Here is a 14589-nt window from a genome sequence, read left to right as displayed (position 1 = left end):
AAAGCGGCCCCGAGGAAACCTCGAGGCCGCTAATTTATTTTGGCTGGTCAGTGGTTATCGCGCGGCAGACCCTTGGTCTGGGCGATACGCTGATATTTCACCGCCGGTTCGAGAACCGCGCCGGTTTCCATCTGGCTGACGATGCCGCGCTGAATTTCCTGCCATGGTGTCTGGTGGTCTGGGAACTTGTAGCCGCCCTCCGCATGCAGCGCCTCGTAGCGCTTTGCGAGTTCCTCGCCGGAAATCAGGATGTCCGCCTTGCCGCGGCCCACATCGATGCGGACGCGGTCGCCCGTCTGAAGAACGGCAAGGCCGCCCCCTGCCGCTGCTTCCGGGGAAGCGTTGAGGATAGACGGGCTGCCTGACGTGCCGGACTGGCGGCCATCACCGATACAGGGCAGCGAACTGACACCTTGCTTCAGAAGATAATCCGGTGCGCGCATGTTCACGACTTCCGCGGCACCCGGATAACCGATGGGGCCTGCGCCGCGCATGAAGAGAACGGTGTTGGCGTCAATGCCGAGCGACGGATCGTCGATGCGGTGATGGTAATCTTCCGGACCATCGAACACCACGGCGCGGCCTTCGAAGGCCTCCGGATCGTCAGGATTGGAGAGATAACGGTTGCGGAACTCTTCCGAGATGACGCTTGTCTTCATGATGGCGGAGGAGAACAGGTTGCCGCGCAGCACGCGGAAGCCAGCGCGCTCCTTGAGCGGCTGCTCATAGGGGCGGATGACCTTTTCGTCTTCGATGATCGCGCCACGGCAGTTTTCGCCGATGGTCTTGCCGTTGACCGTCATGGCATCTTCCATGATCAGTCCCTGGTTCATCAGCTGGTTGACGACAGCGGGAACGCCGCCGGCATGGTAATAATCCTCGCCGAGATATTCACCAGCGGGCTGCAGGTTGACGAGCAGCGGCACGTCTTCACCATAGGTCTGCCAGTCGTCCACTGTCAGTTCGACGCCGACGTGGCGCGCAAGGCCGTTCAGATGGATCGGTGCGTTGGTGGAGCCACCAATCGCCGAGTTGACGCGGATGGCGTTGATAAACGCATCCTTGGTCATGATGTCTGATGGCTTCAGGTCTTCCTTGACCATTTCAACGATGCGCAGGCCGGTAAGGTAGGAGACTTCCTGACGGTCACGGTAAGGCGCCGGGATGGCGGCGGAGCCTGGAAGCTGCATGCCCAGCGCTTCGGCGAGCGAGTTCATGGTCGTTGCCGTACCCATGGTGTTGCAATAGCCGGTCGACGGAGCCGAAGAAGCGACGAGCTTGACGAAGCCCTGGTAATCGATCTCGCCCTTGGCCAGCAATTCGCGTGCCTTCCAGACGATGGTGCCGGAACCGGTGCGCTCGCCGCGGAACCAGCCGTTCAGCATGGGGCCGACGGAAAGAGCAATGGCCGGGATGTTGACGGTGGCCGCCGCCATAAGACAGGCAGGCGTGGTCTTGTCGCAGCCAATGGTCAGCACGACGCCATCGAGCGGATAGCCATAAAGCACTTCCACGAGGCCGAGGTAAGCCAGGTTGCGGTCGAGGCCGGCGGTCGGACGCTTGCCGGTTTCCTGAATCGGATGCACCGGAAACTCAATCGCGATGCCGCCGGCTTCACGGATACCTTCACGCAGGCGATTTGCCAGTTCGAGGTGGTGGCGGTTGCAAGGGGAAAGGTCAGAGCCCGTCTGTGCGATACCGATGATCGGGCGATCAGACTGAAGCTCGGCTTGGCTGAGACCAAAATTCATGTAGCGCTCAAGATAGAGCGCCGTCATGTCCGCATTGGCGGGATTATCGAACCAGGCGCGCGAACGCAGCTTGCCCTGAGTTGCAGGAAGATTATCAGATGTCGTCATGATGCGGGTCTCCAGCCGGAAGTGGCCAACGGTAAAATATTACGAAATGCGACAAGCTTATGTTGCGCGCAAGGAAAATGGAATCAGCGTTTCGGAGATCACGCATAACCGACAGTGCTGCTCCAGACGAGTGGCATCGAGCGGCAATTCGGCTTTAACCGAATATTTTTCGGCAGTTACGGCCATCGCGGGATTACGCAACGGAATCTCCCTCCCTCTTTTGCCGTTAAACCTCGACCCCGAGAGGCGAAATTCCGGCAAAAAATCATTTTCTTATTTGTATGACTATTAGATGAAACCACGCCCTGTCAAGCACTCGAATACCAGACGCAGCGGTAAGCGAGATCTTCCAAACCACAAATTGTGAATTATTTATCATATTGATTTAACACAATATCTTCTCTCTTTCGGGGCGTGAAAGCCCATTCGCAACCTGAAATATACGAAAATGCCTCTTTTCAAGAGTATTACTATATGCTCATAGTGTCTGCGTCACGCTGACATCATCTCTGGGAGGAATAAGATGAGAAAAGCTCTCGCGACAGCTACTGTCGCCGTTTCGCTGTGCCTTGCATCAAGTGTTTCCGCAAAATCGCTGACCGTCGGCTTCTCGCAGATCGGTTCGGAATCGGGCTGGCGCGCCGCTGAAACCACCGTCACAAAACAGCAGGCCGAAAAGCGCGGCGTCACGCTGAAATTTGCCGACGCGCAGCAGAAGCAGGAAAACCAGATCAAGGCCGTGCGCGGCTTTATCGCGCAGGGCGTCGACGCAATCCTGATTGCACCTGTGGTCGCAACGGGCTGGGATGCTGTCCTGAAGGAAGCCAAGGAAGAAAAAATCCCTGTCATCCTGCTCGACCGCCAGATCGAGGCTCCTGATGATCTTTACCTGACAGCCGTCACGTCCGATCAGGTTCATGAAGGCAAGGTTGCCGGCGACTGGTTGGTCAAGGATGTCGGCTCCAAGGATTGCAAGGTGGTGGAATTGCAGGGCACGACAGGCTCGTCGCCTGCCATAAACCGCAAGAAGGGCTTCGAAGAAGCCATTGCCTCGCACAAAAACATCAAGATCGCGCGCTCGCAGACGGGTGACTTCACCCGGACCAAGGGCAAGGAAGTGATGGAAAGCTTCATCAAGGCCGAGGGCGGCGGCAAGGATATCTGTGCCGTTTACGCCCATAATGATGACATGGCCGTCGGCGCAATCCAGGCCATCAAGGAAGCCGGTCTGAAGCCCGGAACCGACATCAAGGTCGTCTCCATCGACGCCGTGCCTGATATCTTCAAGGCCATGGCAGCCGGTGAAGCCAACGCCACCGTCGAACTGACGCCCGATATGGCAGGCCCAGCCTTCGACGCGCTCGAAGCCTACTTGAAGGACAAGAAAGAGCCGCCGAAGTGGATACAGACCGAATCCAAACTTTACACGGCATCTGATGACCCGATGAAGGTCTACGAGGCGAAGAAGGGTCTGGGTTACTAAGCCATTCTTCGGAGGAACGGCACATGACTGTGCCGTTTCTTTCTGCTGAAGAGAAGGAAACTTCTCCGATTTTTGCCTGCTGAATGATCACGTATGGAGCGAGCGGACGCCACTTGTTCTTCTCCCCGCCGGGGAGAAGTCCGCGGAAGCGGGATGAGGGGGCGACGGTAGCGATAGGCCGAGAGCTAGCCCCCTCATCTACCCTGCGGGCATCTTCTCCGCGGCGGGCAGAAGAAACTGCACCCGCCCGCTCGATACACGATTATTCCAAGACCCATTGTAATGCGGAACCTGCTCAATGTCCGAAACGGCACCACTTCTGGAAGCACGCGCCATCGGCAAATCCTTTCTAGGGATCACGGCGCTTGATGGCGTTGATTTTACGCTTAGACGCGGCGAAATCCATGCCCTCCTCGGCGAAAACGGCGCAGGCAAATCGACGCTGATCAAAATCCTGACGGGCGTCTACAGCCGCGGCAGCGGATCTGTCTTTCTGGAGGGCAGCGAAATCTCGCCCGCGAATGTGGGTGAAGCGCAGGCGCTTGGCATCGGCACCGTTTATCAGGAGGTCAACCTTCTCGAAAACCTCACCGTCGCGGAGAACCTCTACCTTGGCCGCCAGCCGCGGCGCTTCGGGCTGATCGACCGCAGCACGATGCAAAAGAATTCAAAGGCGCTGCTTGCCCAGTATGGGCTCTCTATCGACGTCAACGCCCTGCTTTCCAGCTATTCCGTCGCTATCCGCCAAATCATCGCCATTGCGCGTGCCGTCGATCTTTCCGGCAAGGTGCTGGTTCTCGACGAGCCAACGGCCAGCCTGGACGCCCATGAAGTCGAGATGCTTTTCGGGGTTCTGAAGAAGCTGCGCGCCCGGGGCATCGGCATCGTCATCATCACTCACTTTCTCAATCAGGTTTACGATATTGCCGATCGCGTAACGGTGCTGCGCAATGGTCGTCTCGTTGGCACCCGCGACATCGGCAATCTGCCGAGGCCGGAACTCATTTCCATGATGCTCGGCCGAGAGCTTCAGCACATCACCCACGAACATCAGGCAACCGACGACACCGTTGTTGAAGGCGAGCCACCGATCCGCTTCGAAGGTTATGGAAAACGCGGCAGTATCGCCCCCTTCGATCTCGGCATCCGGCCCGGCGAGATCGTCGGCATCGCCGGTCTCCTTGGTTCTGGCCGAACAGAAACTGCCTTCCTGCTATTTGGCATAGACCGTCCCGACACCGGCGTTGCGACGATCGACGGGAAGCAGGCGGCCATCTCGTCGCCGGAGGCGGCGATCTCCGCGGGCTTCGGCTTCTGTCCCGAAGAGCGCAAGACGGATGGGATTATCGGCGACTTCTCCGTTACCGATAATATCGCGCTGGCGCTTCAGGCGAGACAAGGCTGGGCGCGCCCTCTTTCCCGACGGCAGAAGGCGGAGCTTGCCCAAAACTTCATTAGGTCGCTTGATATCCGTCCTGCGGATCCTGACCGGCCGATCAAGTTCCTTTCAGGCGGCAACCAGCAGAAGGCAATTCTTGCCCGCTGGCTCGCTACACAGCCGCGACTTCTGATCCTCGATGAGCCGACACGCGGTATCGATATCGGCGCGCACGCGGAAATTCTTAAAATGATCGAAAAACTCTGCACCGAGGGCATGTCGCTCGTCGTCATCTCTTCCGAGCTGGAAGAGCTGACGGCCGTTGCGCACCGGGTTATCGTCCTCTCCGACCGCCGCCACGTCAACGAATTGAAGGGCAGCGAGGTGACCGCGGATAACATCATGCGCGCCATTGCCGATGCGGCGAAAACGGAGGCGGCATGATGGTGGCGGTGACACGACGTCTCAAAAGACTTGCGCCGCAACTTGCAGCGCTGTTCATCATTCTGGCCGCGATAACAATCATTTCGCCTGGCTTTCTGAATGTTTCGCTGCAGAACGGTCGCCTTTACGGAAGCCTGGTCGACATTCTCGTGCGTGCCGCTCCCGTGGCGCTTTTGACCATAGGCATGACGCTGGTCATCGCCACCAAGGGTATTGATCTTTCCATCGGCGCTGTCATCGCCATCTGTGGTGCGGTCGCGGCCACGCTTATCAGCAATGGTTATTCCATTCCCTCGGTCATCGCCATCTCGCTCGCGGTTGGCATCGTCTGTGGCGTTTGGAACGGGGTGCTGGTCGCTCTTTTGGACATCCAGCCGATTATTGCCACGCTGATCCTCATGGTGGCGGGGCGCGGCATTGCGCAGCTCATAACCGAAGGCGTCATTCTCACCTTCAATAATGACAGCTTTGCCGCCATCGGCTCAGGCTCATTTGCGGGGATCCCTCTGCCGGTCATCATCTGGGTGACGGCGGCGCTGGTTATCGGTCTTCTCGTGCGCAAAAGCGCGCTCGGCTTCCTGATCGAAGCAACCGGCATCAACCGTCGCGCCGCGGCATTGGCCGGGGTGCGGGCACGCTTCCTATTGTTTTTCGTCTATGCCGTTTCCGGCCTCTGCGCCGCCATAGCCGGTATGATCGTGACCGCCGATATTCGCGGTGCGGATGCCAACAATGCCGGGCTGTGGCTGGAGCTCGATGCGATCCTGGCGGTCGTGATCGGCGGGACATCGCTGAATGGCGGCCGCTTCTCCATCATCGCATCGCTGATCGGGGCATTGATCATCCAGACAATCAATACCGGTATTCTCGTTTCGGGCTTTCCGCCGGAATTCAATCTCATCATCAAGGCAGGCATCATCATGGTGGTGCTGACGCTGCAATCGCCGGCGATCATGGCCCTGCTTGGTTTCGTGAAGGCGCCCAAGCCACAGGCCAAACCGGCTGCTACGAACGGCATCACCAAGGAAGGAACCGTGCGATGATCCATAGCCGCAATCTGCCGTTCCTCACCACACTGACGATCTTCGTGGTCGCCTATCTGCTATGCGTGCTGCAATATCCGGCGATCTTCTCGACGCGGGTGATCGGCAATCTTCTGACGGACAACGCTTTCCTCGGCATCGCCGCTGTCGGCATGACATTCGTCATCCTGTCGGGTGGCATCGACCTTTCGATCGGTTCGGTCATCGCATTCACCAGCGTTTTCGTGGCGGTCATGGTGGGCACCTATAATCTCCACCCCCTGCTGGCCTTCGCGATCGTGCTCGCTATCTCGACGCTGTTCGGATGCCTGATGGGGGCGATGATCCGCTTCCTGTCGATCCCGCCTTTCGTGGTGACGCTCGCGGGCATGTTTTTGGCACGCGGCGCAGCTTACCTCATTTCCACCCAGTCAGTGCCGATCTCGCACCCCTTCATTGACGCGATACAGGGCTTCTATTTCCGCTTTCCGGGCGGCGGCAGGCTGACGGCGCTCGCCATGCTGATGCTTGTCGTTTTCGCGGCCGGCATGTTGATCGCCAGCCGCACCCGGTTTGGCGCCAATGTCTATGCGCTCGGCGGCAACCAGCAGTCGGCAGAACTGATGGGCGTCCCGATCGGGGCGACGACTATCGGCATCTATGCGCTCTCGGGTTTCCTTTCGGGTCTCGCCGGCATCGTTTACACGCTTTACACGTCGTCGGGTTATTCGCTGGCGACGGTGGGCGTGGAGCTGGACGCCATCGCAGCCGTCGTCATCGGCGGCACGCTTTTGACGGGCGGCACAGGGTTGGTGGCGGGAACCTTTGTCGGCCTGCTGATCCAGGGGCTGATCCAGACCTACATCGTTTTTGACGGGACGCTGTCCTCCTGGTGGACGAAAATCGTCATCGGCGTGCTGCTTTTTGTCTTCATCGTGTTGCAGCGCGCAATCATCTGGTATTCAAACAGGAGAATGGCCGGACCGCATCCGGCATAACGCAAACGGAGGCTTTATTGGGGCTGCTCGAAACGACGATTAGCGGACGAAAACGCCGGAACAGCCACGCCCATGTGGTTTCCGAACTCGGCAGCGCCATCGTCTCGGGCCGGATTGCGGAAGGCTCCCTGCTCCCCAATGATGCCGAACTCTCGCTGCGTTTCGGCGTCTCGCGCACCGTGCTGCGGGAGACCATGAAGACGCTGGCAGCCAAGCGGCTGGTTGAGCCCAAGGCCAAGGTGGGCACGCGGGTTCTTGATCGCTCCAGCTGGAATTTCTTCGATCCTGACGTGCTGGGATGGCGGTGCGAGGCCGGTATTGATCAGGAATTCGTCACCCATCTGGCGGAAATCCGCCTCGCGCTGGAGCCGGCTGCCGCCGCGGCTGCAGCCCTACAGGCCTCCAACGACGATATCGTCTCCCTCTACGTCATCGCCGCGAAATTCGACAATCCGAAACATACGCCGGAAAGTATCGCGAAGGTCGATCTCGAATTCCACCTTGCCGTGGCGCATATGTCCGGTAATCCCTTCATGCGCTCGGCAAGCGGCCTGATTGAAGCTGCGCTGGCCATTTCGTTCCAGCTGTCATCACCGGCCGCTTCAACCGGCACCATCGCCGAAATTGCTTCCAACCATCTGCGCATCGTGCATGCAATTGCGGCGCGGGATGCCGATGCCGCGGTGAAGGCCATGCGTCACGTTATCGAGGTGGGCAAGGACAGGACACAGAACGCGATCAAACCGATCTAGAGCTTCCGCCCTCGCGAGTGGGAGGTGGTACGACAAGGGTGACATCCCGGCGTTTTCATGCTAGGAATTTTATATTCCTTAACTTTGCGTCCACATCTGGAAACAAGCATGAATGATGCCCTCACCGAAATGTTGCGTGGCCTGCGGCTTGACGGGGTGGAATATGGCCGGTGCCGAATGGCTACCCCATGGGCGACGGCCTTTCCCGAGCAGGAAGCGGCACGGTTTCATTTTATCGGTGTTGGCCAGGCGAAGTTGCGCAAACCGTCCGGCGAGTGGCTGACGCTCACATGCGGCGACGCGGTGCTTCTTCCCCGAGGCCACGCGCATGTTCTTGGCAGCGGCGAGACCGTGACACCTTCTCCTTTTGATAACTTCGGCAAGAAGGAAGTCTGTCAGGGTGTCTTCGACCTGCAATGTGCCAGTGCCGGCGGGGATACGATTGCCTTTACCGCCTCGATGCGTTTCAACATGGACAATCTGCATCCCCTGCTCCAGATGATGCCAGATGTGATGTTGACCAGCGACCTCGCCAAGAGCGATCCAGCCATTCCACACCTGCTCGAAGCCATGACGCGCGAGGTGGAGTTGAACCGCGTCGGTGCGGGCGGCATTCTGGCAAGGCTTGCCGACGTGCTGACGGCAACGTTGATCCGCACATGGGTGGAACATGGCTGCGGCGATTCGAGCGGCTGGCTTGCTGCCGTGCGCAATCCGGAACTCGGACGGGTGCTGGCGGCCATCCACCTCAACCCCGAAAAAGACTGGAACGTCGAGGAACTTGCGTCCTTGATGGGCGCATCCCGTTCCAGCTTTGCTGAACGTTTCACACGTATCGTCGGGGAAAGCCCCGCCCGCTATGTCGTGCGCGTACGCATGCATCAGGCACGCCTGTGGCTGCGCGAGGGAATGCGCGTGACAGTGGCGGCGGAAAAGCTCGGTTATGACTCCGAAGCTTCGTTCAGCCGCGCGTTCAAACGTGTGATCGGCGCGCCGCCCAGCCAGTTCCGCAGGAAAGACGCGGTGGCGCTGGAGGATGCCGCCGCCTGAACGGCTCAATGAAAATCGCGGGATTTCACCCGGATTTCCTCTCTTTCATATTCCTCCAGATCCGGCGAAGGACGCTTTTTGAGATCGCGCCTGTCCAGATGGGATATGCCGCGATGAAACTCGTCGCCACGCCCATGGGGCAGCGGAAAAGCATGATTTCGCTCCCCGACGCTCGCCAGTTCTCCCGAAAGATCGGTCAGCCGGTGGGCGACCAGATGCACAACCTCGCCTTCGCGCTGAATCTTGCCGTAAATGCCGACCATGCTGCCTGTTAACACCACGCGGCGGTACTTTTCGAAGGTTTTCACCCATAGCACCGCATTGGCAATGCCCGTCTCGTCCTCCAGCGTCATAAAGATCACGCCCTTTGCCGAACCGGGACGCTGGCGCACCAGCACCAGGCCCGCTGTTTCCAGCCACGCGCCATCCCTTGATCGATAGGCTTCAGCGCAGGTGACGATGCGACGGCTCGAAAGATCACGACGCAGGAATGTCATGGGATGCTCCCGAAGGGTCAGCCCCACATGGCCATAATCCTGCACGACCTCGCCGCCATCAGTCATGGCGCGAAGCGCCACGGAAGGCTCCTGAAGCTCTTCGATAACGGCGTTTTCCCTAATGGCGGCAGCGGCAAAAAGCGGCAGAGGCTCATCCCGCAAGGCCTTGATGGCCCAGAGTGCTTCGCGTCTGGCAAGGCGAAGCGACGGCAAAAAGCCATCGGCTTCGGCAAGGCACACGAGGGCAGCGACCGGAACACCTGCCCGTCGCCACAGATCATCCACGGAGGCAAAAGGCCGATCCTGCCGCGCCGCGACGATTTTTGCGGCGTGATCATTGGCCAGACCCTTCACAAGACGCATGCCAAGCCGCACGGCATAACGTTCTTTGCCCTCCGCATTTATCTCGCCTGTCGGCTCAAGTGTGCAGTCAAACCGGCTTTCATTGACACAGACCGGGCGAACCTCCACCCCATGATCGCGCGCATCGCGCACGATCTGCGCCGGGGCGTAAAAGCCCATGGGCTGCGAATTCAAAAGCGAGGCACAGAAAATATCCGGATGATGGCACTTCAGCCATGCGGAGGCATAGGCAATCAGCGCGAAGGACGCCGCGTGGCTTTCCGGGAAACCATAACTGCCGAACCCTTCGAGCTGTTTGAAGATGCGTTCGGCGAAGTCCTTGTCATAGCCGCGTCCGACCATGCCATCGATCAAATCCTGCTGGAACTTGGAGATGGTGCCGACATTCTTGAAAGTCGCCATGGCACGGCGCAACTGGTCCGCCTTGCCCGGCGAAAAACCGGCGCATTCGATAGCAACACGCATCGCCTGCTCCTGAAACAGCGGTACGCCAAGCGTGTTGCCCAGAACGCGTCGCAATTCCTCCTTGGGGTAATGGACCGGCTCCTTTCCCTGTCTTCGACGGAGATAGGGATGAACCATATCGCCCTGAATGGGACCGGGACGAACGATAGCCACCTGGATAACGAGATCATAAAATTCTTCCGGCTTTAGGCGAGGCAGCATGGACATCTGCGCCCGGCTTTCAATCTGAAAGGTGCCAAGCGTATCGGCCTTCTGGATCATTGCGAAGGTCGCGGGGTCCTTGGCTGGCATTGACGTGAGGTCGTATTTCTTGCCTGTCCGATCCTCCAGCATGTTGAAGCCGCGCTTCATGCAGGAAAGCATGCCGAGCGCCAGGCAATCCATCTTCATGAATTTGACGATATCGATATCGTCCTTGTCCCACTCGATGATCTGTCGATCATCGATGGCGGCAGGTTCAATCGGCACCAATTCATCGAGCCTATCGTGCGTGAGAACGAAGCCGCCGGGATGCTGGCTATGATGTCGCGGCGTGCCGACGAGTTGGTTGGCAAGCTCGAAGGCGAGTTGCAGGCGGCGGTCCTCCATATTGAGGTTCAACTCTTTCACCTGCTTTTCGCCAACGCCCTCGCTCCAGCGCCAAACCTGCGATGAAAGCAGTTTCGTCAGGTCTTCGGGCAGGCCCAGAACCTTGCCGACATCCCGCAACGCCCCTCGGCCACGGTAGCGTGTCACGACTGAACAGAGTGCTGCCTTATCCCGCCCATAGGTATCATAGACCCACTGGATGACTTCCTCACGCCGCTGATGCTCGAAATCCACGTCGATATCAGGGGGTTCCCGGCGCTCTTCGGACACGAAACGCTCAAAAAGAAGATCGACTTTCAAAGGATCAATCGATGTAATCCCGAGCACGAAACAGACGACGGAATTGGCTGCGGATCCTCGTCCCTGACATAAAATATCCAGTTTGCGGGCATGCTGCACGATGGCGTTGACCGTCAGAAAATAGGGGGCGTATTCCAGCCTGCCGATAAGACCGAGCTCATGACACAGCGCCTTCTCCACCTTCTCCGGCAAACCATCCGGGTAACGGGTCGGCACCGCTTCCCAGACCATCTTCTCCAGCGCCTGCTGCGCCGTCAGCCCCGGCAGACTGCGCTCCTCGGGATATTGATAGACCAACTCCTCCAGCGAGAACTTGCAGCGTTTGGCAATTTCGAGGCTGCGAGCCAGCGCCTCGGGGTAACGGGCAAACAGCCGGTGCATTTCCTGCGGCGGCTTCATGTAGCGGTCGGCATGGCGCTCACGCCGGAAACCCGCCTCGTCGATGGTGCAATTGTGCCGGATACAGGTGACGACGTCCTGCAACATACGCCGCTCGGGCACATGGAACAGCACATCATTGGTCACCACAGTCGGCACGCCAGCGGCCTGCGCCATATCAGACAACTCGAAAAGCCGCATCTGGTCGTTGGGACGTCTTCGAAGACTGAGCGCCATATAGGCCCGGTCGGCAAAGGCGGCCTTCAGTCGCCGCAAACGAAGAGCGCAGAGATCGTCGGCCAGATCGGCCAACAGAACGACGATCTGGCCTTCGCCATAGGTGACCAGATCATCCCATGCCAGTCGGCATTTGCCCTTGCCGCCCCTTTTCTTGCCCACGGAAAGAAGCCGGCAGAGCCGCCCATAGGCCGCACGATCCATGGGATAGACGAGCACCGAAAGATCGTCGTCCAGATCGAGCCGGCAGCCGATCACGAGCCGGATATTGTGATTATTGGCGGCCTCATAGGCACGGGGAATAGCGGCAAGGCTGTTTCGATCAACAATGCCCAGCGCCTCGATGCCGAGGGTTTTTGCCTGTTCGAAAAGCTCGTCGCAGGAGCTTGCGCCACGCAGAAAGGAAAAATGCGTGGTGACCTGCAACTCGGCATAACGCGGCGCACTCATGCGAAAAACCCATGAATAAACCAGCCCTGCGAACCCGTCTCGGCATGCTCGCCGTCACCGGAGCGGAAAATCCAGAAGCGTTCGCCGCTCTGGTTTTCGACCGTGAAATAATCGCGCACGGCAGCCTTTTCGCGGTCACGTTTCCACCATTCCCCAAACACCCGCTCGGGTCCATCGGCGCGCCGCACGAGATGGCGCACGCCCTTCCAGATGAAATAGCGCGGCGGATGGTCTGGCAGAAGCGCCATGGTTTCGACGGGTTCAGGCCTTGCCAGCAGCCGCACGGGACGTGGCCAATGACCGGGCCAGCCAAGCTGGTCCTCGGGGGATAGGGCCGCAACTGAAGTAACGGACCGTTCCGGCACATCGCTTGCCACCGCTGCATAGCGATAAACGCGATGGCCGCGGTTGAGGATCACATCCACAGTGCCAGCGATGTCGGCACGCTCCTCGTCCAGCAAGGAAGAGCGGGCCTGGGCGGCGAGAAGCGGTTCCGCATGGGTAGCGGTCAGCACCATCATCTCGATGCCGAAACCGGGATCGATCGTGTCGATGCGGTCGGTCAGAAGCCGAACCAGCTGTTTGACGTCGCGCACCGGTCTTGATGTGCCCGCTCTTATGGCCTGCAGACCGCTATCGACCCTGTGCAACACCAGATCGATCCGGCGCGCGCCAAGGCCACGTTTTTCCAGCGCGACACAAAGGCCGGTAACCAGCTTCTGGGTATAGCGGGCTATCGTCTCCGCCGCCGCGATCGGTTCGGGAAAGGCGCGGCGTACTTCCACCAGATCGGCCACACGAACCGGTTCGATAGGTTCGCCGATCTCCCCGAAAGCCTGCGACAGACGACGGACGACCTCCGGGCCGAAACGCAGGGTGAGCGGTGCGCGCGGGGCTTCGGCAAGATCGCCGATGGTGCGAAAGCCGAGCACCTTCAACCCGGAAACGACACGGTCTTCCAGCCGCAGCGCGGTCAATGGCAGAGCACTGATCGCCGCCCGCTGCCCGTCTGGCGGCACGATGCTGATTTCCTCTCGGTTGAAACGTGCAAGCGCATGAGCGGCCCCCCAGCTATCGGCAATGGCCGCGCGGGCGGCAAAGCCTGCGGCATGCAGACGGTTGACCATGCCGCTCAACATCAGCGTCTCATTGCCGTGCAGATGGTCCGCACCCGCCGTGTCCAGCACCAGCCCATCAGGCGCATCGGCGGCGACGATAGGGGCATAAATGCGCAGGAAATGAAATGCGAGCTGTTGAAGCGCACGGGCATCTCCCGCCGCATCCAGATCTTCCACAAGAAGACCCGGCACCAGCGCCTGCGCCTTGCTGACCGGTGTGCCTGCCCGGATGCCTGCCGCCTTTGCGGCCTTGTCGAGCGCAAGCACCAGCCGGCGGCTGCCCTGGCGACCGATCATGACCAGCGGCTTTTCAGCCGGCGGCGCGTTCTGTCCCAAAAGACGCCGGAAACGATCCGTCGGCCATGTCGGCAGGTAGAGCGAGACGACCCTTTGCATCACAGGCTTCCACTTCAAATTCGGCGCTTTCGCCGCCGCGACATCGCAAGAGTTCCAGCAACCAGCGCGGCCTACCCACACCCGGCACCGGCAAGGGCGCTGAAGGCCGCACGGAGATACGCCAGCGGGTGACGGCCGCTGTCGGTTCACCAAACAGCTTGGCATCGTCCGCACGCCGGAAACGACGGATGGCAAGGCCGGTCACGCCTGATGTTTCCGCCGCCAGTTGCAGTCGCCGGGAAGCATTCATCGGCAGTTTCGCCATTTCACCCATCACCACGCCGAAACCGTTGCAGCGCAGCCCTTCTTCGAAACAGTCGAGCACGCCTTTTTCATCACGACATTCAACGATGATGAGCCGGTTCTGCGACAGGCCCGCCTGCGTCAGACCCGGCATGAACAGATCCCGACGGGTGACGCACCATAAAACCTTGCCGGAAAGCCTTGCCGCCACACCAGCCGCAAAGAGCGCGGCGGCCGCACCATCGGCAGCGCCGTTGCCAGCGCCGCTCAGCTCATGCAGGCAACCAAGCTTGAGCCCGCCTCCCGGCAGGTGATGGTCGATGGCATCCACACCGAAAGGCAAGGTCTCGTGCAGGCGCTGAGCGCCGTTACCGATCCTTTCCAGCCTTTCACGCAGCTCTTCGACAACGAGCAACTGATCCGCGCGCTTTTGCATGGCATGACAGGTTTCAACTTGGGTTATTCATCTTATTGTTCTTGTTTTGTTCCTATTTCAGCAAAGAGTCAAGCAATAGGCTGACGCTCATCAACAGTTTACATGGGGGGACGGGATTCTGCCCTTGCAGCC

The 14589-nt window shown here is 59.4% G+C and carries 10 protein-coding genes; 6 read left to right on the top strand and 4 right to left on the bottom strand.

The annotated features are described in order from the left end of the window. Nucleotides 1-47 precede the first annotated feature (47 nt). Nucleotides 48-1859: an IlvD/Edd family dehydratase gene (locus FS804_RS16580; RefSeq protein WP_063949969.1), complete on the bottom strand. Its 1812-nt coding sequence runs from the start codon at nt 1857-1859 to the stop codon at nt 48-50. A 523-nt stretch (nt 1860-2382) separates the two neighbouring features. On the opposite strand from FS804_RS16580, the gene ytfQ reads away from it, so the two are divergent. The 6 genes from ytfQ (at nt 2383) to FS804_RS16550 (ending at nt 8986) form a co-directional block, all read left to right on the top strand. Beyond that, nucleotides 2383-3342 carry a galactofuranose ABC transporter, galactofuranose-binding protein YtfQ gene (gene ytfQ, locus FS804_RS16575; protein ID WP_063949970.1) on the top strand — a complete coding sequence of 320 codons (960 nt, stop codon included), beginning with the start codon at nt 2383-2385 and terminating at the stop codon, nt 3340-3342. A 298-nt stretch (nt 3343-3640) separates the two neighbouring features. Then, a complete protein-coding gene (locus FS804_RS16570) occupies nt 3641-5164 on the top strand; it encodes a sugar ABC transporter ATP-binding protein (RefSeq protein ID WP_144577840.1) in 1524 nt (507 codons plus the stop codon). Beyond that, complete coding sequence (locus FS804_RS16565; protein WP_186376866.1) at nt 5164-6207, top strand: ABC transporter permease; 1044 nt, start codon at nt 5164-5166, stop codon at nt 6205-6207. Before FS804_RS16570 ends, FS804_RS16565 begins: the two co-directional genes overlap by 1 nt. Continuing rightward, on the top strand, nt 6204-7184 hold the full coding sequence (gene yjfF / locus FS804_RS16560) for a galactofuranose ABC transporter, permease protein YjfF (RefSeq protein WP_077224909.1): 981 nt from the start codon (nt 6204-6206) through the stop codon (nt 7182-7184). Before FS804_RS16565 ends, yjfF begins: the two co-directional genes overlap by 4 nt. Nucleotides 7185-7201: 17 nt before the next feature. Next, nucleotides 7202-7936 (top strand): FadR/GntR family transcriptional regulator, encoded by a 735-nt coding sequence (locus FS804_RS16555; protein ID WP_063949973.1) that lies wholly within the window; start codon nt 7202-7204, stop codon nt 7934-7936. Nucleotides 7937-8044: 108 nt separating this feature from the next. Continuing rightward, nucleotides 8045-8986: an AraC family transcriptional regulator gene (locus tag FS804_RS16550; RefSeq protein WP_144577836.1), complete on the top strand. Its 942-nt coding sequence runs from the start codon at nt 8045-8047 to the stop codon at nt 8984-8986. 5 nt (nt 8987-8991) lie between these two features. Here FS804_RS16550 and FS804_RS16545 read toward each other — a convergent pair whose 3' ends face one another. The 3 genes from FS804_RS16545 to FS804_RS16535 are packed head-to-tail and all read right to left on the bottom strand — an operon-like array spanning nt 8992 to nt 14457. Continuing rightward, the gene (locus FS804_RS16545; RefSeq protein WP_144577834.1) at nt 8992-12264 is read right to left on the bottom strand and encodes an error-prone DNA polymerase; all 3273 of its coding nucleotides are present in this window, start codon (nt 12262-12264) and stop codon (nt 8992-8994) included. Beyond that, entirely contained in the window at nt 12261-13778 is a 1518-nt protein-coding gene (locus tag FS804_RS16540) for a DNA polymerase Y family protein (RefSeq protein WP_186376838.1), read from the bottom strand. The genes FS804_RS16545 and FS804_RS16540 overlap by 4 nt, the downstream gene beginning before the upstream one ends. Then, nucleotides 13693-14457 carry an ImuA family protein gene (locus FS804_RS16535; RefSeq protein ID WP_144577832.1) on the bottom strand — a complete coding sequence of 255 codons (765 nt, stop codon included), beginning with the start codon at nt 14455-14457 and terminating at the stop codon, nt 13693-13695. The genes FS804_RS16540 and FS804_RS16535 overlap by 86 nt, the downstream gene beginning before the upstream one ends. Nucleotides 14458-14589: the final 132 nt, after the last annotated feature.

The sequence above is a fragment of the Agrobacterium sp. DE0009 genome (assembly GCF_007680755.1).
GTDB lineage: Bacteria > Pseudomonadota > Alphaproteobacteria > Rhizobiales > Rhizobiaceae > Agrobacterium > Agrobacterium tumefaciens_B.
Note: the sequence above shows the minus strand (reverse complement) of the source record. Positions and strands in the feature narration are given on the sequence as shown.

Excerpts from the sequence above, each read along its gene's own strand:
- FS804_RS16580 (WP_063949969.1), bottom strand. The coding sequence starts at position 1,859 with ATGACGACATCTGATAATCTTCCTGCAACTCAGGGCAAGCTGCGTTCG.
- ytfQ (WP_063949970.1), top strand. The coding sequence starts at position 2,383 with ATGAGAAAAGCTCTCGCGACAGCTACTGTCGCCGTTTCGCTGTGCCTT.
- FS804_RS16570 (WP_144577840.1), top strand. The coding sequence starts at position 3,641 with ATGTCCGAAACGGCACCACTTCTGGAAGCACGCGCCATCGGCAAATCC.
- FS804_RS16565 (WP_186376866.1), top strand. The coding sequence starts at position 5,164 with ATGGTGGCGGTGACACGACGTCTCAAAAGACTTGCGCCGCAACTTGCA.
- yjfF (WP_077224909.1), top strand. The coding sequence starts at position 6,204 with ATGATCCATAGCCGCAATCTGCCGTTCCTCACCACACTGACGATCTTC.
- FS804_RS16550 (WP_144577836.1), top strand. The coding sequence starts at position 8,045 with ATGAATGATGCCCTCACCGAAATGTTGCGTGGCCTGCGGCTTGACGGG.
- FS804_RS16545 (WP_144577834.1), bottom strand. The coding sequence starts at position 12,264 with ATGAGTGCGCCGCGTTATGCCGAGTTGCAGGTCACCACGCATTTTTCC.
- FS804_RS16540 (WP_186376838.1), bottom strand. The coding sequence starts at position 13,778 with ATGCAAAGGGTCGTCTCGCTCTACCTGCCGACATGGCCGACGGATCGT.
- FS804_RS16535 (WP_144577832.1), bottom strand. The coding sequence starts at position 14,457 with ATGCAAAAGCGCGCGGATCAGTTGCTCGTTGTCGAAGAGCTGCGTGAA.